This window comes from Micromonospora kangleipakensis (assembly GCF_004217615.1).
Taxonomy (GTDB): Bacteria; Actinomycetota; Actinomycetes; order Mycobacteriales; family Micromonosporaceae; genus Micromonospora; species Micromonospora kangleipakensis.
In genome coordinates this window covers 1,673,733-1,695,387 of record NZ_SHLD01000001.1, presented here as the reverse complement: position 1 = coordinate 1,695,387, position 21,655 = coordinate 1,673,733, and the positions used below count along the sequence as shown (strand labels likewise).

Below are 21,655 nucleotides of genomic sequence, written 5' to 3'. Positions count from 1 at the left end.
TAGGGCAGACCCGATCGTTTCCCTCCGGGGCCGGAACGGGCGCGCTAGCGTCCCTATTCGTACTGCTTGGGCTCGTCATCGGCGGGGGGACGGGACAAGGCCGAACCCAGCCCTGCGGGACAGAAGGAGGGGTCTGTCCATGACCCTGAAATGGTTGGCAGTCGTGGTCGCGGTGGTGTCGGTGACATCGTGCGTGACCGGCAACGTGGTGGTCGGCGTGATCAACGGCGGGCAGCTTCCCCTGGTCGTCAACCTCTTCGCGCTCACCACCGCCGGCACCGCGGCGGTCCTCGCCGTCGTCGCCGAGCTGCACGACCGGCTCAACGACCGGGTCAGCGCGCTCACCGAGTTCCTGGTGGCTCGGCTGAACGAGATCGAGGCGCACACCGGCGACCGGAACACCGGCTTCGTGGAGGGCTACCTGCTCAGCCACGGCCAGGAGGCGGCCGTCGTGCCGTTCGGACGCCGGGGACGGGGGGCCGCTGAACGTTGAAACTCCCCAACGGCTGAGCGTCACATCTCGGCCACGAATGAGCCGCACCGCCCGGGGTACGCTGTCGCGCGTGCCGCCGTTGAATCTGGGCAACCAGCAGCCGAAGACCCCGTTGGACGCCGAGCACGCCTGGCGTGCCACCGCCGAGCGGGCCGCCGACACGGTGCTCTTCTTCGACTTCGACGGCACCCTCGCGCCGGTCGACGACGACCCGACCGCGGTCCAGCCCGCCCCGAAGGTGCTCGCCGCGCTGGAGGTGCTCGCCCCGCTCGTACGCCGGATCGCCATCGTGTCCGCGCGGCCGGTGGATTTCCTCCGCGACCACCTCGGCGGCCTCGCCGGGATCGACCTGTACGGGCTCTACGGCCTGGAGCACAGCCACTCCGGCGGCGAGACGGTCACCGAGCCGGCCGCCCTGCCCTGGGTGCCCACCATGTCGGAGCTGGCCGAGCAGGCCCGCGCCGAGCTGCCGCCCGGCGCCCTGGTGGAGTTCAAGCGGCTCTCCGTCGCCCTGCACTGGCGCACCGCCCCGCAGCTCGGCGACCTGGTGCAGGAGTGGGGCCGGGCCCGCGCCGAGCGGCTCGGGCTGCGCTGCCAGGCCGGCCGGATGGTGCTGGAGCTCAAGCCCCCGGTCGACCGGGACAAGGGCATGGTGATCGGCGAGATCGTCCGCGACGCCGGCGGCGCCTGGTACTTCGGCGACGACGTCTCCGACATCAAAGCCTTCGCCGCGCTGCGCGCTCGCGCCGCCGCCGACCCCGACTTCGTGGGCGTCTGCGTGGCCGTCGCGAACCCGGAGACCGGTCACGAGGTGGCCGACGCCGCCGACCTCACCCTCGACTCCCCCGCCGCGCTGGCCACCTTCCTCACCAACGCCCTCCCCCACCTCACCTGACCCCCTTTTGGCCGGGGTCGATCGGCGAAGCGTGGGTCAGGCGCCGAAGCGGCGTTGGCGGGTGGCGTAGGAGCGCAGGGCGCGGAGGAAGTCGACGCGCCGGAAGTCCGGCCAGTTGAGTTCGCAGAAGTAGAACTCCGAGTGGGCCGACTGCCAGAGCATGAAGCCGGAGAGGCGCTGCTCACCGCTGGTCCGGATGATCAGATCCGGGTCGGGCAGGCCCTTGGTGTAGAGGTGCTCGGAGATGTGGTCGACGTCGATCGAGTTGGCCAGCTCCTCGATCGTGCCGCCGTTCGCCGCGTGCTCCAGCAGCAGCGAGCGGACCGCGTCGGCGATTTCCCGCCGGCCGCCGTACCCGACCGCGATGTTGACCTGGGCGCCGCCGCTGCGGTCCCGGGTGCGCTCCTCGGCGGCCTTCAGCGCGGCGGCGTGCGGCGCGGGCAGCACGTCGAGCGCGCCGACCATCCGCAGCCGCCAGGGGTTGCCGTCCTCGGCCAGCTCGGTGGTGAGGTCCTCGATGATCTGGAGCAGCGGGTCCAGCTCCGTAGCCGGCCGGGAGAGGTTGTCGGTGGAGAGCAGCCAGAGCGTGACGTGTCCCACGCCGGCGGCGTCGCACCAGCGCAGCAGCTCCTTGATCCGCTCGGCGCCCATCCGGTGGCCGTCGTTCGGGTCGACGAAGCCCATCTCCCGGGCCCACCTGCGGTTGCCGTCGCACATCACGCCGACGTGCCGGGGCACCGGCTTGCCCGCGAGCCTCGCCGTCAGCCGGCGCTCGTACACGGAGTAGAGGAGTTTCCGCAGAGTCATCACCTTGCAGGGTAGCGACCCCGGTTGAAGATCAGTGCCGCGGAGCCCGATCCCCGGTCGGGAGACCGATGCCGATCATGGCCAGCGTGCGGGCGTCCAGCCGTCCGTCACCCAGCCCCAGCTCCACCACCGTCCGGTAGACCCGGTCGTCGCGGCGGGCCGCCCGGACCGCCGCGTCGACCACCCGCCGGCGCCGCGCCAGCCAGGCCGCGACCGAGCTGTGCCGCAGGTGCGCGCCGAGCCGCCGGCGCAGCGTCTCGGCGTACCGGCGGGCGGCCTGCCCCGGGGAGCCGGCCGCCGCCGCGCCGGCCAGCGCGCCGGACCGCAGCGCGTAGAAGATGCCCTCCCCGGTGAACGGGTTGATCAACGAGAGCGCGTCGCCGGCCAGCACCACCCGGTCCCGCCCCGGCGCCGGCCGGTGGGTGGAGAGCGGCAGGTGGTGGGCCCGCAGCTCGGTGACCGTCGCCAGGTCCGCGCCGGGCAGCAGCGCGGCGAGGCGGTCCACCAGGTGGGCCCGGGTCAGCGGTTCGCCGCGCAGCACCTCCCCGTACCCGACGTTCGCCCGCCCGTCACCGATCGGGAAGGACCAGGCGTACGCCGGCCAGCGCGGCGCCGAGGTGACGATGAGCTGCTCGGGCGGGCCGGGCAGCGCCGGGGCGTACCCCCGGATGGCCAGCGCCAGGTGGCGGTCCGGGTTCACCGGATGGCCGAGCGCCCGGCGGACCACCGAGCCGGCTCCGTCCGCGCCGACCACCGCCCGCCCGGACAGCTCCCCGTCCAGCACCACCCGGCCGTCCCGCAGCTCCACCCGGCGCACCGTGTGGCGGCGCAGCTCCGCACCGGCCGCGACCGCCGCCGCCACCAGCCGGGCGTCGAAGACCTTCCGGGGCACCGTGTACGCGGGCCGGGGCAGCGCCCGGGCCACCGCACCGCCGCCGGGGCCGACCAGCCGCAGTGCGGGCAGCGGGGCGTACCCGTCGACGGCGTCCGTGACGCCCAGCTCGGCCAGGACGTCCAGCGCGTGCGCGGCGATCCCGTCCCCGCAGGCCTTGTCCCGGGGAAAGTCGGCCCGGTCCAGCAGCAGCACCCGGGCCCCGGTCCGGCGGGCGGTCAGCGCGGCGGCCGAGCCGGCCGGCCCCGCCCCGACCACGATCACGTCGAACTCGTCGCCCATGGCCGCCCTCCCTCCCGGTCGCCGCCGGTGGCTCGGCGGACCGGACCGGTCGTCTCACCCCGATCAACCGGACCTCTCGGCCCATCCTGCCCCGCCCGCGCTCACGAACCCCGATGCCTCACCGGCACACCCCCGCCTGCCCTGGCTCCCGTCGCGCGACCGGGACGTCCCGCAGTGACCGGCAACAACAGCGGGCAGCAACTTCCCCGCAGCCGTCTGGATCTTGGAAGGGGGCCGGGGGTCAGGCGGGGCGGGGGGCCTCGCCGGCGCGGGTGGCGCGGCGGAGGCCGTAGAGGGCCAGGAGGGCGGCGGCGACCAGGGGGCCGCCGTCCCGGATCAGGCCGTCGACGCCGAGCAGCCACCAGCAGAGCGGCAGGTCGACGGCGAGCACGCCCAGCGTGATCGCGACCAGGAACCGGCGGGCCCAGGCCCGGCCGCGCATCAGGAAGGCGGTGCAGAGGAGGACCAGGTAGCTGACGGCGATGCCGGCGGCGAACCAGAGGAGCACGGCCGGCACGGCGCTGAGTCGCCCGTCCAGGATGGATCCGCCGGCGACCAGCGCCGGGACCAGCATCAGCGGGCTGTAGGTGAACGCGGCGACCCGGCTGGTGAGTAGCCACCCGGTCACCGGCGGGCGCTTCGGCGCGACCTCCCGCCAGGAGATCGTCCCGCCCTCGACGACCAGGGACTTCCGGTGCCGGACCAGGTGCGCGCCGACCGCGTCGGAGCGGTAGAGCAGCACGACCACGGCCACGCAGAGCGCGGTGAGCAGCCCGAACCCCAGCAGGCCGGGCAGCGCCGGCACCCCTTCCCGGGGTACGACCAGCCGCCCCACCGCGAAGACGGTGGTGACCGCGAGGATCAGCCCGAACGGTCGGGCCACGGTACGACCGCGGTTGACGTGCCCGATGAGCACCAGGAAGCCGAGCGAGCGGAGCATCGCCCAGCCGGTGCGGACGGCCAGGCCGAACTCCTGCTCCGGGGCGTACCAGTAATTGAGCAGCTCGACCACGACGGTCGCCGCCGCCGTGACGGCGAGCAGGGTGGTCAGCGCCCGGACGGCGGACGGCCGCCGGACCTCGGTGGTCTCGGCGGCCGTCCTCATGGGATCCGATGTTGCCCGGTACGGGCAACCGTCACACCTACCTCTGCGGCTGCTCCGCGTCGAGCCGGGCGCGCAGCGCGTCCAGCTCGGCCCAGAGGACGCCGGGCAGCTTGTCCCCGAACTTCTCGAACCACTCGGTGACCAGCGGCAGCTCCTTGCGCCACTCCTCCGGGTCGACCTTGAGGGCGATCCGGACGTCCTCCGGGGTCATGTCCAGACCCTCGACGTCCAGGGCGTCCTGGGCCGGGACCATGCCGATCGGGGTTTCCACCGCGGCAGCGGTGCCCTCGATCCGCTCGACGACCCACTTGAGCACGCGGGAGTTCTCGCCGAAGCCCGGCCAGAGGAAGCTGCCCTCGGGGTCCTTGCGGAACCAGTTCACGTAGTAGATCTTGGGCAGCTTGGCCGCGTCGCCGTCGGCGCCCTTGCCCATCTCGATCCAGTGCCGGAAGTAGTCACCGGCGTGGTACCCGATGAACGGCAGCATGGCCATCGGGTCGCGGCGGACCACGCCGACCGCGCCGGAGGCCGCGGCGGTGGTCTCCGAGGAGAGCGTCGCGCCCATGTAGACGCCGTGCACCCAGTCGCGGGCCTCGGTGACCAGCGGGATGGTGTCCCGGCGGCGACCACCGAAGAGGATCGCGTCGATCGGCACGCCGTTCGGGTCGTAGTAGTCGTCGGCGAGGATCGGGCACTGGGTGATCGGGGTGCAGAACCGGCTGTTCGCGTGGGAGGAGAGGCTGTCGCTCTCCGGCGTCCAGTCGTTGCCCTTCCAGTCGATCAGGTGCGCCGGGGGCTCGCCCAGGCCCTCCCACCAGACATCGCCGTCGTCGGTGAGGGCGACGTTGGTGAAGACGGAGTTGCCCCGCTCCAGCGTCCGCATCGCGTTCGCGTTGGTCTTCCAGTCGGTGCCGGGCGCGACGCCGAAGAGCCCGTACTCCGGGTTGACCGCGTAGAGGCGGCCGTCGGGGCCGAACCGCATCCAGGCGATGTCGTCGCCGATGGTCTCGACCTTCCAGCCCGGGATGGTCGGCTCCACCATGGCGAGGTTGGTCTTGCCGCAGGCCGACGGGAACGCGCCGGCGATGTGGTAGACCTTGCCCTCCGGCGAGGTGATCTTGAGGATCAGCATGTGCTCGGCGAGCCAGCCCTCGTCCCGACCCATCACGCTGGCGATGCGCAGCGAGTAGCACTTCTTGCCGAGCAGCGAGTTGCCGCCGTAGCCGGAGCCGAACGACCAGATCTCCCGGGTCTCCGGGAAGTGCGAGATGTACTTCGTCTCGTTGCACGGCCAGGCCACGTCCTGCTGGCCGGGGGCGAGCGGGGCGCCGATGGAGTGCAGGGCGTGCACGAAGTCGGCGTCGTCGCCCATCGCGTCGAGCACCTTCGCGCCCATCCGGGTCATGATGCGCATCGAGGCGACCACGTACGGGCTGTCGGTGATCTCGACGCCGAACATCGGGCTCTCGGCCTCGACCGGGCCCATGACGAACGGGATGACGTACATGGTGCGTCCACGCATGCTGCCGCGGTACAGCTCCGTCATCGTCCGCTTCATCTCGGCCGGCGCCATCCAGTTGTTGGTGGGGCCGGCGTCCGCCTCGTCGACGGAGCAGATGAAGGTGCGCTCCTCGACCCGGGCGACGTCCGTCGGGTCCGTCCGGGCGTAGAACGAGTTGGGCTTCTTCTCGGGATTCAGCCGGATCAGGGTGCCGTTCTCGACAAGCTCGTCGGTGAGGCGGCGCCACTCCTCATCGGACCCGTCCACCCAGACCACCCGGTCGGGGGTGGTCAGTTCCGCGACCTCTCGGACCCAGGCGAGCAGTTTGGGGTGGGACGTCGGGGCCTGATCGATACCCCGAACAGTAGCCGGAGCAACCATGTCACATCTCCTTGTGGTCGACGCTGACCGATGTATGGGATGCACGAGTTCTGGCGAGCGAGTCGTCGCCTTCGTGGAAACCTGGGATTGGGCTCAGCGTAAACCGGGCTGCCTCGCGAGTCAGTGGGACTGGTTGTGAAGAACTGCACAAGGTACGGCCACGCTGCGGCATCGCGATCTGATACCCGCTTTCGCGCGCAGTTTCACGCAAATCCTGCGCCCAACCTCCGGCGGGGGCCGGTCGCGAGGTCCGGTCGCAGGTGCACGATGAGCGGAAGCGCCCGCCGGTGCCGAGGGCGCCGATTCGGCGATCCGATCCGCAATTCCGCCACGGCCGGTTACGCTCTGCTCACCGGACATCGAACGGTCGCGAGCCGCCCGCCGCCGGTCGGTCGCCCACCGTCACCGGTCGGACGGCGGTCGGTGTCCGTCGGAGGGGCCGGGCGGCGCCCCGCGGGACGCGGGTGCGTCCGGCCCGTGGTTGCTACCCGCCCCGGGTGCCGGCACCCGGTAGGCTCGGCGGGTGGCCGCGACGATGACCGGGGACCAACCGGGCGCTCCGCAGACCCGGCCGGGTCTGATCGCTTCTCTCCTCGACCGTTTCGGTCACCTCGTCCGCGAGTTGAGCAAGTTCGCCACGGTGGGCGGGCTCGCGTTCCTGGTGGACTTCGCGCTCTTCAACTACCTGGCCAGCGTGCGCCACATGCCGCCGGTCGCCGCGAAGACCATCTCCACGGTGATCGCCGCGTCCATGGCGTTCCTGGGCAACCGGTTCTGGACCTGGCGGCACCGCCAGCGCTCCAACCCCGCCCGGGAGTACGCGCTGTTCTTCTTCTTCAACGGAGTCGGCCTGGGCATCGCCGTCGGCTGCCTCGCGATCAGCCGCTACGGGCTGGGCAGCGTCTGGCCTGGGGTGTTCCAGACCCCGCTGGCCGACAACATCGCCAGCTTCATCGTCGGCACCGGCCTCGGGACGCTGTTCCGATTCTGGTCGTACCGGCGGTTCGTTTTCGTCGAAGCGGGAACTCCCCCCGTTCCGGAACCGAGCCACGACCGAGACTCCGGGGCGTGACCTACCGCCCACCCCGTCCGGCCGGGCCGAGCCGGCCCTGGCCACTGCCCTAAGGTGTTCCGCATGCGTCTGGTCCGTCTGCTGCCCGAGCGCTGGCAGAAGTTCATCCACGAGGCGCTCAAATTCGGCATCGTCGGCGGCATCAACACCGTCATCAATTACGCGGTGTTCAATGCGCTGGCACTGACCGTTTTCCGCGACGGGCAGCTCAAGGCGACGGTGATCGCGACCATCGTGGCCACCATCACGTCGTATCTGATGAATCGGCACTGGACGTACCGGGATCGCCCGAAATCGGCGCTACGGCGGGAATATGTCCTGTTCTTCCTGTTCAACGCGACCGGCCTGATCATCGAACTCGGCGTCCTCGCCGCGGCGAAGTACGGCCTCGGCGTGACCAGCCTGCTGGCGTTGAACGTGGCGAAGACCGGTGGCGTGCTGCTGGCCACCACGTTCCGTTTCTGGTCCTACCGGACGTTCGTCTTCCAGCCCGTGCCGAAGCACGCGGAGAAGACCTGGCACAGCATCCCGCGTGACGAGTGGGACACCATGGCGGAGATGGACCCGGTCGCCGAGCTGGCCGAGTCGGTCAGCGAGCTGGAGGAGTCCGAGCCCGCGCCCGGCGAGCGCCGCGACCGGACGGCCGGCCGCCGCGTCACCGCGGAGTACGGCACCCCGGCCCAGGGCCGCCCCGCCCCGGCCGAGGCCGCCCTCGGCCGCGCCCTCGACAGCGACCTGGACGCCGAGCTCGCCGCGGAACTCCACGCCGGCACCCGCCACTCCCGGCGGAGCTGATCAAGAAGTTTGCGTCACCCCGGGTTCCCGATCTGACGCAAACCTCTTGATCAACGAGCGCACGGGCGGGGGTCAGGCGCTGGGGTCGCGGAGGGGCTTGCCGTCGCGCATGTCGGCGAGGATCTCGCGCATCTCGCCGTCGCCCAGGGAGTGCTTGTCGTGGTGCGCCTCGACCAGCTCGTAGAGCTTGGTCTGCACCTTGTCGACGTGGGGCACGTCGTTGAGCACCGACTGGCCGCGTTCGCCGGCCGACTCGATGGTCAGGGTGCCGCAGCCGAGCAGTCGCTCCAGGAAGCGCTGGTGCATCGAGTGGTCGTTGATCCGGGTCAGCGGGAGGTCCCGCCGGTTCCGGGAGAAGACGCCCTCCTGGAGCAGCACCCGCTCGTCGGTGAAGAGATAGTGCGTGGTGCGCCAGACCAGGAACGGCCAGAGACCAAGCCAGCACACCAACGCCAGGCCGAGCGCGGCGATCGCGTAGAGCGCGATCGTGCCGCCGTCGCCGTCGGGCAGCAGGAGCCAACCCGCCACCACCGCCACGACGGCGAGCACCAGCACCAGGATCGGCCGGAGCAACGCCTTCCAGTGCGGGTGCAGGTGGAGCACGACGTGCTCATCCTCGGTGAGCACGTCTTCGGGGAACGCCACGGAAACCTCCTCGCAGAACAGGACGCGCTGACCGTAACGGGTCGACGCTCGCCCAGGGATCAGCCGCGCGGCGGTAAAGCGGGTCAGCGCACGTGCAGCACGTCACCGGCGGCGAGGCGCAACTGTCCCTCAGGTCCGTCGACCAGCAGCTGGCCGTCCGGGTCCACGCCGGTGGCAGTCCCTCTCACCTCGCGACCGTCCGGCAGCAGCACCCGGACCTGGCGGCCGACCGTGGCGCAGCCGGCCAGGTAGGCGTCGCGCAGCCCGCTGGCCACCGCGTCGCCCCCGGCGTCGCGCCAGCGGTCGTACCAGTCGGCGAGCGAGCGGAGCAGGGCGCGCAGCAGCGGATCCCGGTCGGTCGCCGCCGCACCGGCGAGCTGCAGCGAGGTGGCCGGCAGGCCGGTCGGGTTCTCCGGCAGCTCGTCGGCGCGGAGCGTGACGTTCAGGCCGATGCCGACCACGATGGCCGGCGGCTGGCCCGGGGACGCGCCGGGCACCGCCTCGGCGAGCACCCCGGCGCATTTCGCGCCGTCGATCAGCAGGTCGTTGGGCCACTTCAGGCCCGCCTCCAGCTCGGCCAGCCGGGCCACCGCCTCGACCAGCGCCACCCCGGCGAGCAGCGGCAGCCAGCCGTACCCGACGGGTGGGACGGGCGACCAGCCGCGCTCCGGGACGGCCTCGCCGGGCCGGAGCAGGACGCTCGTCGCGATGCCGGCCCGCGGCGGCGACTGCCAGATCCGGCCGCGCCGGCCCCGGCCGGCGGTCTGCCGCTCGGCGACCACGACCAGGCCCTCCGGCTCGCCGGCCCGCGCGGCCGCCACCACGTCGGCGTTGGTGGAGCCGGTCTCCGCGCGCAGCTCCAGCCGGCGCCACGGGCCGTGCGGGGCGAGCAGCGCGCGCCGCAGCCGGGCCGCCGACAGCGGCGGGCGGTCCAGATCGGTGTACGGCGAGCCGGGCATCCCGCCAGCCTACGGCCCCGGCCTCCCGGCGTCGGCCGGATGCCGCCCGGAGCCCGGTGAGGCGCACTGCACAGCGGCGCCCGCCTGAACCATCGTTATATTCCCTGGGTGACTACCGAGACCGGGATCAACATCCACAGCACTGCGGGCAAGCTGGCGGACCTGGACCGTCGGGTCGACGAGGCGGTGCACGCCGGGTCGGCGCGCGCGGTCGAGAAGCAGCACGCGAGGGGCAAGAAGACCGCGCGGGAGCGCATCGAGATGCTGCTCGACGAGGGCTCCTTCGTCGAGCTGGACGAGCTGGCCCGGCACCGGTCGACCAACTTCGGGCTGGAGAAGACCCGCCCGTACGGCGACGGCGTGGTGACCGGCTACGGCACCGTGGACGGCCGGCAGGTCTGCGTCTTCGCGCAGGACTTCACCGTCTTCGGCGGCTCCCTCGGCGAGGTCTTCGGCGAGAAGATCGTCAAGGTGATGGACCTGGCCATGAAGATCGGCTGCCCGGTCGTCGGCATCAACGACTCCGGCGGCGCGCGGATCCAGGAGGGCGTGGCCTCGCTGGGCCTCTACGGCGAGATCTTCTTCCGCAACGTCCGGGCCAGCGGCGTCATCCCGCAGATCTCGCTGATCATGGGCCCGTGCGCGGGCGGCGCGGTCTACTCCCCGGCGGTCACCGACTTCACCGTGATGGTCGACCAGACCTCGCACATGTTCATCACCGGCCCCGACGTGATCAAGACCGTCACCGGCGAGGACGTCGGGATGGAGGAGCTGGGCGGCGCGCGCACGCACAACTCGCGCAGCGGCAACGCGCACTACCTCGGCAGCGACGAGGAGGACGCGATCGAGTACGTCAAGGCGCTGCTGTCGTACCTGCCGTCGAACAACCTGGACGAGCCGGTGGTCTACGAGGCCCCGGCCGACCTCGACATCACCGACTCCGACCGCGAGCTGGACACGCTGATCCCGGACTCGGCCAACCAGCCGTACGACATCCACCAGGTCATCGAGCACGTCCTGGACGACGGCGAGTTCCTGGAGGTCCAGCCGCTCTACGCGCAGAACCTGGTGGTCGGCTTCGGCCGGGTCGAGGGACGCCCGGTCGGCGTGGTCGCCAACCAGCCGATGCACTTCGCCGGCACCCTGGACATCGCCGCGTCGGAGAAGGCGGCCCGCTTCGTGCGCACCTGCGACGCCTTCAACATCCCGGTGCTGACCTTCGTGGACGTCCCCGGCTTCCTCCCCGGCACCGGGCAGGAGTGGGACGGCATCATCCGCCGCGGCGCGAAGCTCATCTACGCGTACGCCGAGGCGACCGTCCCGAAGGTCACCGTCATCACCCGCAAGGCCTACGGCGGCGCGTACGACGTGATGGGCTCGAAGCACCTCGGCGCGGACCTGAACTTCGCCTGGCCGACCGCGCAGATCGCGGTGATGGGCGCGCAGGGCGCGGTGAACATCCTCTACCGCTCGGACCTGGCGAACGCCGACGACCCGGCCGCCGTCCGGGCCGAGAAGATCGCCGAGTACGAGGACACGCTGGCCAACCCGTACATCGCGGCCGAGCGCGGGTACGTCGACTCGGTGATCCCGCCGCACGAGACGCGTACCCAGATCGTCCGGGCGCTGCGGGTGCTGCGTACCAAGCGGGAGACCCTGCCCCCGAAGAAGCACGGCAACATCCCGCTGTAGCGGTCGCCGCCGAGGCCCCCCGCCGTACCCGGCGGGGGGCCTCGGCGCGTCAGCAGCCGGGGTTGGCGGCGGCGCACATCCGGCGGCCCGCGGCTCGTGCGACGTCGAGCAGTTGTGCCTCGATCACCGTGTTCCCCGGCACGCCGAGACGCAGAGGCTCGCCCGGCACCAGGACCGTGACCAGGTCTCCGACCCGGACGACCAGCGTGTACTCGGGCCAGGGCGGGAGACCGACCGGTTTGCCCGTCGTCCCGTCCGGCGGCACGGAGACGGTGTGCCGGAGCAGGATCGCCTGGTCGCCGGCGAAGTCGCTCGCCGCCACCGTCCACCCGTGCACGACCGTGGTGGTGACGGTCCCCTGCTCCGCCTGCACCGGGCTCACCTCCTGCCAGGCCGTGCAGCCCGCCACCAGCCGGTCGAGGTCGGCGAAGACCCGGCCCGCCGCCCCGGCCTCCAACCGGTAGACGTCCTGGCTGACGACCGGCCTCCGGTACGGGGCGAAGCCGTCCACCGTGGCGGTCCCGATCAGGGTCTGCGACCGGGAGTAACGCGACACCGCCTGGTCCTCCAGCAGCCCCCGCTCCTGCCCGCAGGTCCGGAGGACGTCGTCGACCCGGACCCGCTCACCGAGGCCCGTGTCGCCGAGTCGCTCGTCGCTCTTCGCCGGTACGTCGGCCGGTGCCAGCATCGCCTCCACCGGGATCTCGGCGTGTTCCCCGGCGGTGGCGGCCGGCGGTGGCGCGGGCGCCACGGCCCGGCCGACGGCGACGGTGGAGACCGAGGCGAGCACCAGCACCGCCGCGGCTGCCGTCACCGCCGTACGTCGGCTGCGGCCCCGGGCCCGCGCCCGGATCTCGGCCGGCTCGGGCCAGCGGACCTCACGCAGGTCCCGATGCACCAGTTCGACAAACGTCACGTCGTCACGCATCTGCGGCCTCCTCCTCCAGATCCACGACCGCGAGCAGCCCGGCGAGTGCGGCACGCCCCCGGGAGAGTCGGGCCTTGACGGTGCCCACCGGCGCTTCGGTCTCCCGAGCCACCTCGACCACCGGCATGCCGAGCAGGTAGTGCAGCGCGATGGCGGTGCGCTGGGCCTCGGGCAGCTGGCGCAGCGCGGCCACCACCTCCACCGTCTCGGTGCTCGGCGCCGGGACGCTCTCCTCGACCCCGTGCCGCAGGTACGCCCGGGCCCGGCTGCGCAGGCTGCGCCACCGGCTCACCGCGATGCGGCTGGCCACCACCCGCACCCACGCCTCCGGGTCGTCGTACCCGCTCACCGTCGACCAGCGCTGCCAGGCGCGGATGTACGCCTCCTGGACGGCGTCCTGCGCCTCGGCGAGATTCCCGGTGAGCACGTAGACGAAGCCGAGCAGCCGTTGTCGACTGCCGCGATAGAACTCGTCGAACCCGTCGATGTCCGGCAATCTGCCACCTCCCCGTGTCGCAGGAGACACGCCTGGCGTCGCACGGGTGGTTGCCCCGCCGGCCGGTCTTCTTTGCCCGGCCCCTCCGGGAAGCTGTCCCGCCGTGACATGGAACGCTTCCCCGAGGCCGCGCGGTGAGCGCGGCGGAACCTCAGCCGATCAGCCGCTCCAGCTCGGCAAGCGGGAAGCCGCCCGCCGGGATCCGCTCGCGCACCGCCTGCCGCACCGCGAGCTGGACCGCCGCGTTCGCCGGCGTCGGCACGCCGTGCAGCCGGCCGAGGAGCACGATCTCGCCGTTGAGGTGGTCGGCCTCGGCGGAGCCCGCACCCCGGGCCAGGCTCTGCCAGGTCGAGCCGCCGGCCCGTTCCTCGCCGTCGACCGGCCGGTGCCGGACCTGGTCGCCGCGCTCGGCCGCCTCCTCCTCGGGCGAGGTGTGCGCGATCCCGGCCGCGGCGAGCGCCGCGACCCCCTCGGCCCGCACCCGCTCGGCGAGGGCTTCCGGTACGTCCCCGCCGAACAGCGCCTGGAGGCCGTTGCCGAGGTTGCCGAGGAGCTTGCCGTACTTCCAGCGCATCACGTCGTTGCGGACCGGGGCGACGAACCCGGCGGCGGTCAGGTCGGCGGCGATCGCCCGGCTGGAGTCGTCGGATCCGGACGGGTACCGGCCCAGGTGCAGCATCCCGGGGTGCGGGTGGCCGTTGGCGACGACCACACCGGGCTCCAGGTGGGTGGCGGGCAGCCAGACGCAGACCGGGTGCACCCGGGCGAAGAGCCGCAGCGCGGCCCGCTCGTTGGCGACACCGTTCTGGGCGAGGACGAGGGGCAGTCGTTCGCCGGCGGTGCCGCCGCCCTCGACCGGCGCTTCCACCCAGGTCGCCAGCGCCGCGTCGGTGTCCTGCGACTTCACGGTCAGCACCAGCACGGTGTCGGTCGGCAGCGGCTCGGCCGGTGGTCCGTCGATGGCGGACCCGCGCCGGGTCACCGTCCTGTCGGGAGAGCGCAGGGTCAGGCCCCGGTCCCGGATCGCGTCCAGGTGCGCGCCGCGGGCCACCAGCGTCACGTCCCGGCCGGCCTCCCCCAGCCGTACGCCGATGGTGCCGCCGACCGCGCCCGCCCCGATGATCACATACCGCATCTGTCCGATTCTGCCCCTCGCCGCACTGTCCCGTGGCGGCGAGGTGGCCTGGTCGGTCAGCCGGTGAGGCCGGCGTCGGTGAGGATCGGACCGGCGAGCAGCAGCGCGCCGACGCCGAGGGCGGCCAGGCTGACCAGGGCGAATACGGTCACCCAGAAGAGCGCCGGGAACGGCGTCAGCCGGGCGAGCTGGTCGGCGTCGGACTCCGGCATCCGGCCCCGGCTGCGCATCCGTTGCAGCTCCACCACCGGCCGTACACCGCCGAGGAGCAGGAACCAGACGGAGGTCCAGGCGAAGGCGGCCTGCACCTGCGGGGAGGTGTACCAGGAGACGGCGAGCACCACGCCGCCGGTGACCAGCAGCGACAGCACGCCGAAGACGTTGCGGATCATCACCAGCATGGCCAGCAGCAGCGCCACGGCGACCCAGAGCAGCAGGGTGATCCGGTTGCCGGCGAGCAGCCAGGCGCCGGCGAGTCCGACCAGCGACGGGGCGACGTACCCGGCGAGCAGGGTGAGGATCATCCCGGGTCCGGTGGGCCGGCCGGCGGAGAGGGTGAGCCCGGAGGTGTCGGAATGCAGCCGGATGCCGCGCAGCTTCCGGCCGGTCAGCAGCGCCACCAGCGCGTGCCCACCCTCGTGGGCGATGGTGACGGCGTTGCGGGCGATCCGCCAGGGCAGCCGGGTGGCGACGACCACCAGCGCGATCACGGCGGTGATCAGGACGAGCAGTGGCGGCGGGTCGGGCTGGGCGCCGAGGAGCTTGTCCCAGAGGGTGGTCAGACCGTCGATCAGGGGCATGGGCGGGGAGCCTACCGGCATGACCTGATGTCATTTCGCGGCTACCGCCCGTCCTGTCAGAGACTGCCCGGGGAGCGGGAGATCGATGCCGAGCGACGACGATCGTCTATGAAAAATTCTTTAGGGCCCCTTGTGACCTAGGGCAGTTACCTCCAAAGATAGTCGTCAATCGATCGACGTCCCTGGAGGCATCCATGGCTCGTACCAGATTCTCCGTACGCCGGCTCCTCGCCGCCGGCCTCACCGTCGTCGCCACCGCGGCCGCGGCCCTCGTCGTGACCGCCGGACCGGCCGCCGCGGCCACCACCCCCGGCATCGACGTATCCCGCTACCAGGGCACCATCAACTGGACCAGCGTCCGCAACGCCGGCATCCAGTTCGCCTTCATCAAGGCCACCGAGGGCACGAGCTACAAGGACCCGAACTTCAACAGCAACTACACCAACGCCTACTACGCCGGGGTGATCCGGGGGGCGTACCACTTCGCGCGGCCGAACATCTCCTCCGGCGCCACCCAGGCCGGCTACCTGGCCAGCAACGGCGGGGCCTGGTCCGCCGACAGCCGCACCCTCCCGGCGGCCCTTGACCTGGAGGCGAACCCGTACAGCGGCGGCTACTGCTACGGCAAGACCACCTCCGCGATGCGGACCTGGATCCAGGACTTCCTGAACACCTACAAGTCCCGCACCAGCCGGTACGCGGTCATCTACACCACCACGAGCTGGTGGAACCAGTGCACCGGCAGCTGGACGGCCCCGTGGGCCAACCATCCGCTCTGGGTCGCCCGCTGGTCCAGCACCGTCGGCACCCTGCCCGCCGGCGCCCCGTTCTGGAGCTTCTGGCAGTACACCTCCAGCGGCAGCGTCTCCGGGATCAGCGGTAACGTCGACCGCAACTACTGGAACGGCGACCGGACCCGACTGATCGCCCTGGCCAACAACACCTGATCCGGGTAGACAGGTCGGCGGCAGCGGGATCGGCTATCACCTTGGTCGATAGCTGGTCCGGCTGCCGCCACCGTCGTCCCTGGTCGGTCAAGCCCTCCGTCGGGCGGCGACCGGCACGGGGACCGTGCCCTCTCCGGCCAGGGCGTTCCGCCGCGTCAGACGCCAGGCGGCCACCCCGGCGACGGTGACGGCCACGACACCGAGCAGCGCCACCAGCGCGGAGACGCCGGCGCTCACCAGCAGCAGGACGATGTCCCCCAACGCGACCAGCATCCACAGTGCCAGCCGGGGCCGGGTGTCCTTGCGTCGGTAACCCATGTCGCACCTCCTTCCGTCGTTGCGGGATCAGTACCCCGTTCAACGGAAGGCCATGCGAATCACCTTCGTGCTGGCGGAAATTACGCCGGGGTGTCCGCCCGGTCCGGCTTGAAACCCTTGACGATCACGCCGAAGCCGGCGAGGTTGGCGTTCCAGTCCGCCGCCGGGACCTCCCAGCGCAGGGCGTAGCCGCGGTTGCTCGCGGTGGCCACGCCCCGGTTGCGCACGTGGATCCGGGCACCATCCCGGGTCTCCAGCCACTCCCAGTCCGCGCACGTCCGGTACCAGTCGCACCGCTTGATACTGACGTACTGGTAGTTGTCGACGTAGTTCTTCCGGTACGGCTCCTTCGACTTCCAGTCCGCGTACGCGTCCCGCTCCGGGGAGCTGGTCCACTGGACGAACAGCTCGCGCTTCCCGTTGGGCTCGGAGAAGGTGACCGAGTCGGAGCCGGCGGAACTTCTCCAGCCGTTCGGGATCGGGATCGCGAAGCCGGCCGGGTCCCGGTGCAGGTGCCAGCCGGCGGGCAGGGCCGCCGCGTCGGTGGACGGGCTGGCCGACGGGGTCGCGCTGGGCGCGGCCCTGGTCGGGGCCGGTGCGACCGGCTCCGAGGTGGGCGCGCCCGCCGACGGCCCCTCCGAGGCGGCGGTGGTGCTGCCGCCGGCCTGCTGACCGCCGCCGTCGTCCCTCGGATCGTCGGCGCCGTTGAGCAGCGGCACGGCCACCACGAGCGCGACCAGCAGGAGCGCGACCAGCGCGCCGATCAGCAGGTTGCGCCGCTTGTGGTCCGGCTTCGTGCCGGGAACGACGGTGGCCCGGCCGGTCGACGGCGCCGGGCTCACCGGCGCCGGCATGACCGAGGTCGGATTCGCCGGCCTGCGCGGGGGCGCTCCGACCCGCGTGTCGCCGCCGGCCGCGGGAGCCGGCGCGTCCACGCGGGTGTCGTGCGCGGCGGGCGACCGCCCGTCCACGCGGGTCTCGTCGAGGGCGGGCGCCGGTGCGTCGACCTTTGCGGTCGGCTCGGCGTCCGCAGTGGACACCGGTGGGTCGACCTTGGCGGTGGGCGCCTCCGACCCGGTCGGGGTCCTGGTGGCGTCGTCGGCCGCGAGCGCGGCGCCCGCGGCGGCGGCAGCGGCCGTACCCGCGTCGGGCCGGCGCGGGGCCGGCGCGGCGGCCGGCCGGCCTGAGCGCCCGGCGGCCGGACGCGGCGCGGGCACCAGCGGCGGGCGCGGCTCGCGCGGACCGTTCGGCCCCGGCCGGCGTACGCCGTCCAGCAGCGAGATGCCCTTGGCGCGCTTGCCGCCGGCCTTGCGGAGGAGGCGTTCGGCCACCTCGGCGTTGATCCGGTCGGCCGGGTCCTTGCGGAGCAGGCCCTGCAGGAGCGGCTTGAGCGGCCCGGCGTTCTTCGGCGGCGGCAGCGGCTCGGTGGCCAGCGCGGCCAGGGTGGCGATCGCGGACGGCCGGGCGTACGGCGACTTGCCCTCCACGGCCGCGTAGAGGGTCGCGCCCAGCGACCAGAGGTCGGCCTCCGGCCCGGCGGTGCCGTCCTTGGCCCGCTCCGGCGCGATGTACGCGGGCGAGCCGAGGACCATGCCGGTGCGGGTCACGTTCGGGTCGCCGGGGATGGTGGCAAGACCGAAATCGGTCAGCACCACCCGGCCGTCGTCGCCGAGCAGCACGTTGCCCGGCTTGACGTCCCGGTGCATCACGCCGGCCTTGTGCGCGGCCTTCAACGCGCCCAGCACACCGAGGCCGATCTCGATCGCTTTGGCCGGCGACACCGGACCGTCCTCGGCGAGGGTGTCCTGCAACGACTTGGACGGCACGTACTCCATGACGATCCACGGGTCGCCGTCGGTGCGCAGCACGTCGAAGATGCGGACCACGTTGACGTTGTTGAGGCGGGCGATGGCCCGCGCCTCCCGCAGCGAGCGTTCCCGCATCTCGCGGCGCTCGTCCGGGGTGAGGCTGGGCGGTGGGACGAGTTCCTTGATGGCAACGTCCCGGTGCAGCACCTCGTCGCGCGCCTTCCACACCCGACCCATGCCGCCCTGGCCGAGCGGCGATATGAGCCGGTACCGGTCGGCAACGAGTTGGGGAAGAGCGTTCGACATCGGTGAGACGGTACCCGGCACGCGCGACCCTCACACCGCCGGCACGCCACTGTGCGGCGAAGGTCAAGTTCTCGACGCGTACCCTGAGGTCATGTCTGCCGAAGAGCCGCTGTTCCGGATCGTCCGCGGCGTGCCGACCGCCGAGGAACTGGCCGCCCTCGTCGGCGCCATCGCCGTCCGGACCCGCCCGGCCGCCGCCCCCGCGCCGGTCGCCGTGTCGGCCTGGGCGCGCAGCGGCCGGCCGGCCGGCGCGACACCCGCCGCCGGCCCCGGCGCGTGGCGCGCCTCCGGCCTCCCCCGCTGACCTTTCCCGGGTACGGCGGTCCTGAGCTGGGAGAAATTTGTCGGGACTGCCGAGATCGCGTCGCAGCCATTAGCCTCACTCAGGGAAACGGTGCGGTAACTGGCAGGAGGGCCGATGATCCCCGAGGAGGACCGGCCGGCGGGCTGGCTGCGTGACTACGCCGGCATCGAGGCCGACATCCGACAGATGCGCGAGTTCGCCGACCGGCTCCAGGCCGAGGTCGAACGGAACTACGCCCCCCATCTGTCGTATATCGCGGACGACATGAAGGCCCCGATCCCCAACCCCGCCGACGCGTTCGTCGAGCTGGTCCAGTTCCTCCAGGCGCACCACGAAACGCAGCAGGCCACCGCCGAGGTGGTCTGGGGCATGGCCCCCGCCACCGGCCGGCTGGCCCAGGCGGCCGGCACCATCGCCGACGACTACGCCGGCTCGGACGCGTTCTCGTCCGCCCGGGTGGCCGACGTCGAGCGCGCCCTGGCCGGCCCCTCCGCGACCGCGGCACGCCCCCTGCCCGCGCTCCCCGATCCGACCGGGCCGGAGAGCGGGCGGGTGGTGCTGCCGTGATCGAACGAGGCAGCGGCCGGACGTCCGGCCTCACCGACTGGCGACTGATGGACCTGCTCAGCATGTGGGCCTGTCTCCAGGACCACGACACCGCCGGCCACTGGAAGCAGGTCGCCGGCTGGCGCAAGGTCTGCGACCTCGCCCTCGCCCACCTGAGCCGCCTGCGGGAGTACCGGCGCGGGCTCGCCGCGGCGTGGCCGCCGGAGACCAACGCCGCCGCCCGCGCGTACATCGGCGAGCTGGATCAGCTCATCGACAAGGTCCAACACACCCACGACGCGGCCGCCGCGAACTACGACGCACTGGCCGCAGCCACCCGCGCCATCGGCAGCACCCGCGCCGAGCTCGAGCCGCTCTACCAGGAGTACGCGACCAAGCTTCAGCAGAAGCAGGCGTACGAGGCGACGGTCGCCGATCCGAAGGCGGTGGCCGGGAGCCGGCTACCGGAGCAGCCGCCGGTGACGGACGCGGACCTGGAACGGCTGAACGTCAAGGGGCGGGGTCTGATGACGGGGCTCAGCGGCGAACTCCAACAAGCCCAGGTAATGCTCCGTACGCCGCCGCCAGCGCCGAAGCTGCCAAGGCAGACAGAAGACCCAGATGTCTACGGCAACTCCGGTCCGATTATCCCGCCAATCGTGCCTGTTCCGATTTCTACGTCGGGTTCCGTAGCCGCCGTCAGTCGACCTTCGACGGCAGCAAGGCCTGTGCACACCCCGGCTGCATCTAACGTTGGACCGGTGCTAGGTGCCGCTGGCAGCAGGTTGGCGCCGGCACCCACCAATCCAGGGCCGAATGGCTTGACTCCAGCCAATCCTGCGACTCCTTCACCCGGCACTGCGCTATCGCCCACGTTTCCTACAGACTCCGGCGCTCTCAGGCGCCCCGGTGTCCCGCTAGGCGAGCCATCTAGGCCAGTCAGACGGCCATTGAGTGGCGGCACGAATGGTCTTCCACATGCCGCGCCATCTCCGCCGCTACCCCCGGGCGGTTTGATCGGCGGAACACCTGCGATGGGCCTCAGCCAGCCGAGCGGTAACACCTCGCCGCGTCGCGTAAACCCGGTCGGAGGCGTAATTGGCGGCGGCGGCGCGGGGACCGCCCCTACGGGTGGGGCTGGATCCCGTCCCGGGAGTGGACGCGCTGGGCAGTTCGGCGGCGTTCACGGAGCAGCGCCAATCGGCGGCAGCCCAGGCCTGGCGAACAGCCCGGGCATGGGACGTCCCACGGCCAGGAACGAGAAGCGCAAGCGCGGCGAGCCAGAGGCACGCGACTGGGATCCCGATGACCCGTGGGAAACCGACGAGGGGGTGCCTCCCGTCGTCCGCCCTCCAGATGACGACGGCCCGATCAATCCAGGGCCGGCCATCGGCTTCACGCGGTGAATCGGCCACGTTCCAGAGCAGGCATTGCAGCGCTGATTCTAGGACCGCTTCTTCTTTCACCGGCCCCACCTACACGAGCCGTAAATCCTAATGGGGCGGACCGTGTGGGCAGCGAGCAATGGCACCTCACCTACCTACGAGTCGCAGAAGCCCAGAAGGTCAGCCAAGGAGAAGGCATTACCGTCGCAGTCCCGGATACGGGGGTGGACCCTCACCCTGACCTGCGCGACAACCTTCTTTCGGGAACTGATCTATCTGGCGACGGTGACGGTCGGCAGGATCAAAGCAGCCATGGCACCTCGATGGCGGGCTTGATAGCAGCCCACGGCCAAGGCCCGGGAGTGGGAGCACTTGGCATCGCGCCGAAGGCCAAGATTCTGCCAATCCGGTCTCAGTTAGTCGACGGCAAGGGCGATGCCGAGGATCTTGCGAAGAGCGTCGAATGGGCGACGGCTAACGGTGCCGACGTGATCAGCATTTCAGCAGTTGCTGGCGCAAGCGTTCATCTCCAGCAATCGATCAAGGCCGCGCTTCAGGCCAACATCGTTGTGGTAGCGGCGGCGGGTAATCGCCCCGATGACTTTCGCGTTGGCTATCCCGCTTCAGAGCAAGGTGTCGTCGCTGTGGGCGGGGTCGACCGTAGCGGTGAGCATGCCAGTATCTCCGTGACGGGCCCGGAGATCGACATAGTCGCGCCCGCCGTCGACATCTACAGCACCAGCTACGACGGGAAGTACTCCAAGGGCACAGGGACTTCCAGTGCCACCGCGATCGTCGCTGGGGCAGCCGCCCTCATCCGGTCCAAGTACCCCTACCTTCCCGCCCAAGAGGTCGCGCACCGGCTCACCGCCACCGCCATCGACAAGGGCCCACCTGGCCGGGACGACGAGTACGGCTACGGCGTCATCGACCTGGTCGCGGCCCTGACGGCGGACGTACCCCCGCTCGGCTTCGAATCCACGGCGGCGAGCGCGTCGCCCACGACGACCGCCGCGGAGCCGGCGTCGGACGGCGGGGACGGCGGTGCGACGGCGCGGGGCCTGGCCATGCTGGGCGTGCTGGTGGCGGCGAGCGGCGGTTACCTGTTCTGGCGGCGGCGTCGACGTGCCGACGACCCGCCGCCGCGGATCAGCCGGTAGCGT

At 71.9% G+C, this 21,655-nt stretch carries 22 protein-coding genes; 10 read left to right on the top strand and 12 right to left on the bottom strand.

All coding sequences use genetic code 11. From position 1 onward, the window contains the following. The first annotated feature begins 139 nt into the window (after nucleotides 1-139). Together EV384_RS08290 and otsB are read left to right on the top strand one after the other, a co-directional pair. Nucleotides 140-493, top strand: coding sequence for a hypothetical protein (locus EV384_RS08290; RefSeq protein ID WP_130331654.1), 354 nt, complete (start codon nucleotides 140-142; stop codon nucleotides 491-493). Between the two features lie 70 nt (nucleotides 494-563). Beyond that, nucleotides 564-1,388, top strand: a complete 825-nt coding sequence (gene otsB, locus EV384_RS08285; RefSeq protein ID WP_130331652.1) for a trehalose-phosphatase — start codon at nucleotides 564-566, stop codon at nucleotides 1,386-1,388. A 36-nt stretch (nucleotides 1,389-1,424) separates the two neighbouring features. Here otsB and EV384_RS08280 read toward each other — a convergent pair whose 3' ends face one another. The 4 genes from EV384_RS08280 to EV384_RS08265 all read right to left on the bottom strand — a co-directional run bounded on the left by EV384_RS08280 (nucleotide 1,425) and on the right by EV384_RS08265 (nucleotide 6,356). Then, entirely contained in the window at nucleotides 1,425-2,195 is a 771-nt protein-coding gene (locus EV384_RS08280) for an isoprenyl transferase (RefSeq protein WP_130331650.1), read from the bottom strand. Nucleotides 2,196-2,226: 31 nt separating this feature from the next. Next, nucleotides 2,227-3,369 (bottom strand): geranylgeranyl reductase family protein, encoded by a 1,143-nt coding sequence (locus EV384_RS08275; protein ID WP_130331648.1) that lies wholly within the window; start codon nucleotides 3,367-3,369, stop codon nucleotides 2,227-2,229. 241 nt (nucleotides 3,370-3,610) lie between these two features. Then, complete coding sequence (locus EV384_RS08270) at nucleotides 3,611-4,474, bottom strand: hypothetical protein (protein WP_130331646.1); 864 nt, start codon at nucleotides 4,472-4,474, stop codon at nucleotides 3,611-3,613. 37 nt (nucleotides 4,475-4,511) lie between these two features. After that, nucleotides 4,512-6,356 carry a phosphoenolpyruvate carboxykinase (GTP) gene (locus EV384_RS08265; protein ID WP_130331644.1) on the bottom strand — a complete coding sequence of 615 codons (1,845 nt, stop codon included), beginning with the start codon at nucleotides 6,354-6,356 and terminating at the stop codon, nucleotides 4,512-4,514. A gap of 523 nt (nucleotides 6,357-6,879) precedes the next feature. On the opposite strand from EV384_RS08265, the gene EV384_RS08255 reads away from it, so the two are divergent. After that, nucleotides 6,880-7,428 carry a GtrA family protein gene (locus EV384_RS08255; protein ID WP_242623983.1) on the top strand — a complete coding sequence of 183 codons (549 nt, stop codon included), beginning with the start codon at nucleotides 6,880-6,882 and terminating at the stop codon, nucleotides 7,426-7,428. A 63-nt stretch (nucleotides 7,429-7,491) separates the two neighbouring features. Beyond that, entirely contained in the window at nucleotides 7,492-8,223 is a 732-nt protein-coding gene (locus EV384_RS08250) for a GtrA family protein (protein ID WP_130331642.1), read from the top strand. Nucleotides 8,224-8,295: 72 nt separating this feature from the next. Here EV384_RS08250 and EV384_RS08245 read toward each other — a convergent pair whose 3' ends face one another. Continuing rightward, nucleotides 8,296-8,868 (bottom strand): PH domain-containing protein, encoded by a 573-nt coding sequence (locus tag EV384_RS08245; protein ID WP_130331640.1) that lies wholly within the window; start codon nucleotides 8,866-8,868, stop codon nucleotides 8,296-8,298. Between the two features lie 83 nt (nucleotides 8,869-8,951). Continuing rightward, nucleotides 8,952-9,827: a biotin--[acetyl-CoA-carboxylase] ligase gene (locus EV384_RS08240; protein WP_130331638.1), complete on the bottom strand. Its 876-nt coding sequence runs from the start codon at nucleotides 9,825-9,827 to the stop codon at nucleotides 8,952-8,954. Nucleotides 9,828-9,935: 108 nt separating this feature from the next. On the opposite strand from EV384_RS08240, the gene EV384_RS08235 reads away from it, so the two are divergent. Beyond that, nucleotides 9,936-11,519, top strand: a complete 1,584-nt coding sequence (locus tag EV384_RS08235; RefSeq protein WP_130331636.1) for an acyl-CoA carboxylase subunit beta — start codon at nucleotides 9,936-9,938, stop codon at nucleotides 11,517-11,519. A gap of 49 nt (nucleotides 11,520-11,568) precedes the next feature. Here EV384_RS08235 and EV384_RS08230 read toward each other — a convergent pair whose 3' ends face one another. From EV384_RS08230 to EV384_RS08215, 4 genes are all read right to left on the bottom strand, one after another. Further along, complete coding sequence (locus tag EV384_RS08230; protein ID WP_130331634.1) at nucleotides 11,569-12,447, bottom strand: hypothetical protein; 879 nt, start codon at nucleotides 12,445-12,447, stop codon at nucleotides 11,569-11,571. After that, nucleotides 12,440-12,943, bottom strand: a complete 504-nt coding sequence (locus EV384_RS08225; protein WP_130331632.1) for a SigE family RNA polymerase sigma factor — start codon at nucleotides 12,941-12,943, stop codon at nucleotides 12,440-12,442. Before EV384_RS08225 ends, EV384_RS08230 begins: the two co-directional genes overlap by 8 nt. A 151-nt stretch (nucleotides 12,944-13,094) precedes the next feature. Next, complete coding sequence (locus EV384_RS08220) at nucleotides 13,095-14,078, bottom strand: ketopantoate reductase family protein (RefSeq protein ID WP_130331630.1); 984 nt, start codon at nucleotides 14,076-14,078, stop codon at nucleotides 13,095-13,097. Nucleotides 14,079-14,134: 56 nt separating this feature from the next. Beyond that, entirely contained in the window at nucleotides 14,135-14,878 is a 744-nt protein-coding gene (locus EV384_RS08215) for a M50 family metallopeptidase (protein WP_130331628.1), read from the bottom strand. Nucleotides 14,879-15,072: 194 nt separating this feature from the next. Here EV384_RS08215 and EV384_RS08210 point away from each other — a divergent pair, with 194 nt between their 5' ends. Beyond that, nucleotides 15,073-15,825: a GH25 family lysozyme gene (locus EV384_RS08210; protein ID WP_130331626.1), complete on the top strand. Its 753-nt coding sequence runs from the start codon at nucleotides 15,073-15,075 to the stop codon at nucleotides 15,823-15,825. 87 nt (nucleotides 15,826-15,912) lie between these two features. Here the strand turns inward: EV384_RS08210 and EV384_RS08205 are convergent, their stop codons facing one another. Both EV384_RS08205 and EV384_RS08200 read right to left on the bottom strand, forming a co-directional pair. Next, the gene (locus tag EV384_RS08205; protein WP_130331624.1) at nucleotides 15,913-16,143 is read right to left on the bottom strand and encodes a hypothetical protein; all 231 of its coding nucleotides are present in this window, start codon (nucleotides 16,141-16,143) and stop codon (nucleotides 15,913-15,915) included. Nucleotides 16,144-16,223: 80 nt separating this feature from the next. Then, a complete protein-coding gene (locus EV384_RS08200) occupies nucleotides 16,224-18,257 on the bottom strand; it encodes a serine/threonine-protein kinase (protein WP_130331622.1) in 2,034 nt (677 codons plus the stop codon). A 91-nt stretch (nucleotides 18,258-18,348) separates the two neighbouring features. Here EV384_RS08200 and EV384_RS08195 point away from each other — a divergent pair, with 91 nt between their 5' ends. The 4 genes from EV384_RS08195 to mycP all read left to right on the top strand — a co-directional run bounded on the left by EV384_RS08195 (nucleotide 18,349) and on the right by mycP (nucleotide 21,652). After that, a complete protein-coding gene (locus EV384_RS08195; RefSeq protein WP_130331620.1) occupies nucleotides 18,349-18,561 on the top strand; it encodes an acyl-CoA carboxylase subunit epsilon in 213 nt (70 codons plus the stop codon). A 114-nt stretch (nucleotides 18,562-18,675) separates the two neighbouring features. Beyond that, complete coding sequence (locus tag EV384_RS08190; protein ID WP_130331618.1) at nucleotides 18,676-19,128, top strand: hypothetical protein; 453 nt, start codon at nucleotides 18,676-18,678, stop codon at nucleotides 19,126-19,128. Continuing rightward, nucleotides 19,125-20,513 carry a hypothetical protein gene (locus tag EV384_RS34730; protein ID WP_165439890.1) on the top strand — a complete coding sequence of 463 codons (1,389 nt, stop codon included), beginning with the start codon at nucleotides 19,125-19,127 and terminating at the stop codon, nucleotides 20,511-20,513. Before EV384_RS08190 ends, EV384_RS34730 begins: the two co-directional genes overlap by 4 nt. Further along, complete coding sequence (gene mycP / locus EV384_RS08180) at nucleotides 20,510-21,652, top strand: type VII secretion-associated serine protease mycosin (RefSeq protein ID WP_130331616.1); 1,143 nt, start codon at nucleotides 20,510-20,512, stop codon at nucleotides 21,650-21,652. Before EV384_RS34730 ends, mycP begins: the two co-directional genes overlap by 4 nt. Nucleotides 21,653-21,655: the final 3 nt, after the last annotated feature.

Coding starts and splice junctions, on each gene's coding strand:
- EV384_RS08220 (WP_130331630.1), bottom strand. CDS start 14,078: ATGCGGTATGTGATCATCGGGGCGGGCGCGGTCGGCGGCACCATCGGC.
- EV384_RS08215 (WP_130331628.1), bottom strand. CDS start 14,878: ATGCCCCTGATCGACGGTCTGACCACCCTCTGGGACAAGCTCCTCGGC.
- EV384_RS08250 (WP_130331642.1), top strand. CDS start 7,492: ATGCGTCTGGTCCGTCTGCTGCCCGAGCGCTGGCAGAAGTTCATCCAC.
- EV384_RS08270 (WP_130331646.1), bottom strand. CDS start 4,474: ATGAGGACGGCCGCCGAGACCACCGAGGTCCGGCGGCCGTCCGCCGTC.
- EV384_RS08240 (WP_130331638.1), bottom strand. CDS start 9,827: ATGCCCGGCTCGCCGTACACCGATCTGGACCGCCCGCCGCTGTCGGCG.
- EV384_RS08205 (WP_130331624.1), bottom strand. CDS start 16,143: ATGGGTTACCGACGCAAGGACACCCGGCCCCGGCTGGCACTGTGGATG.
- EV384_RS08195 (WP_130331620.1), top strand. CDS start 18,349: ATGTCTGCCGAAGAGCCGCTGTTCCGGATCGTCCGCGGCGTGCCGACC.
- EV384_RS08190 (WP_130331618.1), top strand. CDS start 18,676: ATGATCCCCGAGGAGGACCGGCCGGCGGGCTGGCTGCGTGACTACGCC.
- EV384_RS08265 (WP_130331644.1), bottom strand. CDS start 6,356: ATGGTTGCTCCGGCTACTGTTCGGGGTATCGATCAGGCCCCGACGTCC.
- EV384_RS08200 (WP_130331622.1), bottom strand. CDS start 18,257: ATGTCGAACGCTCTTCCCCAACTCGTTGCCGACCGGTACCGGCTCATA.
- EV384_RS08210 (WP_130331626.1), top strand. CDS start 15,073: ATGGCTCGTACCAGATTCTCCGTACGCCGGCTCCTCGCCGCCGGCCTC.
- EV384_RS08290 (WP_130331654.1), top strand. CDS start 140: ATGACCCTGAAATGGTTGGCAGTCGTGGTCGCGGTGGTGTCGGTGACA.
- EV384_RS08230 (WP_130331634.1), bottom strand. CDS start 12,447: ATGCGTGACGACGTGACGTTTGTCGAACTGGTGCATCGGGACCTGCGT.
- EV384_RS08275 (WP_130331648.1), bottom strand. CDS start 3,369: ATGGGCGACGAGTTCGACGTGATCGTGGTCGGGGCGGGGCCGGCCGGC.
- EV384_RS08280 (WP_130331650.1), bottom strand. CDS start 2,195: ATGACTCTGCGGAAACTCCTCTACTCCGTGTACGAGCGCCGGCTGACG.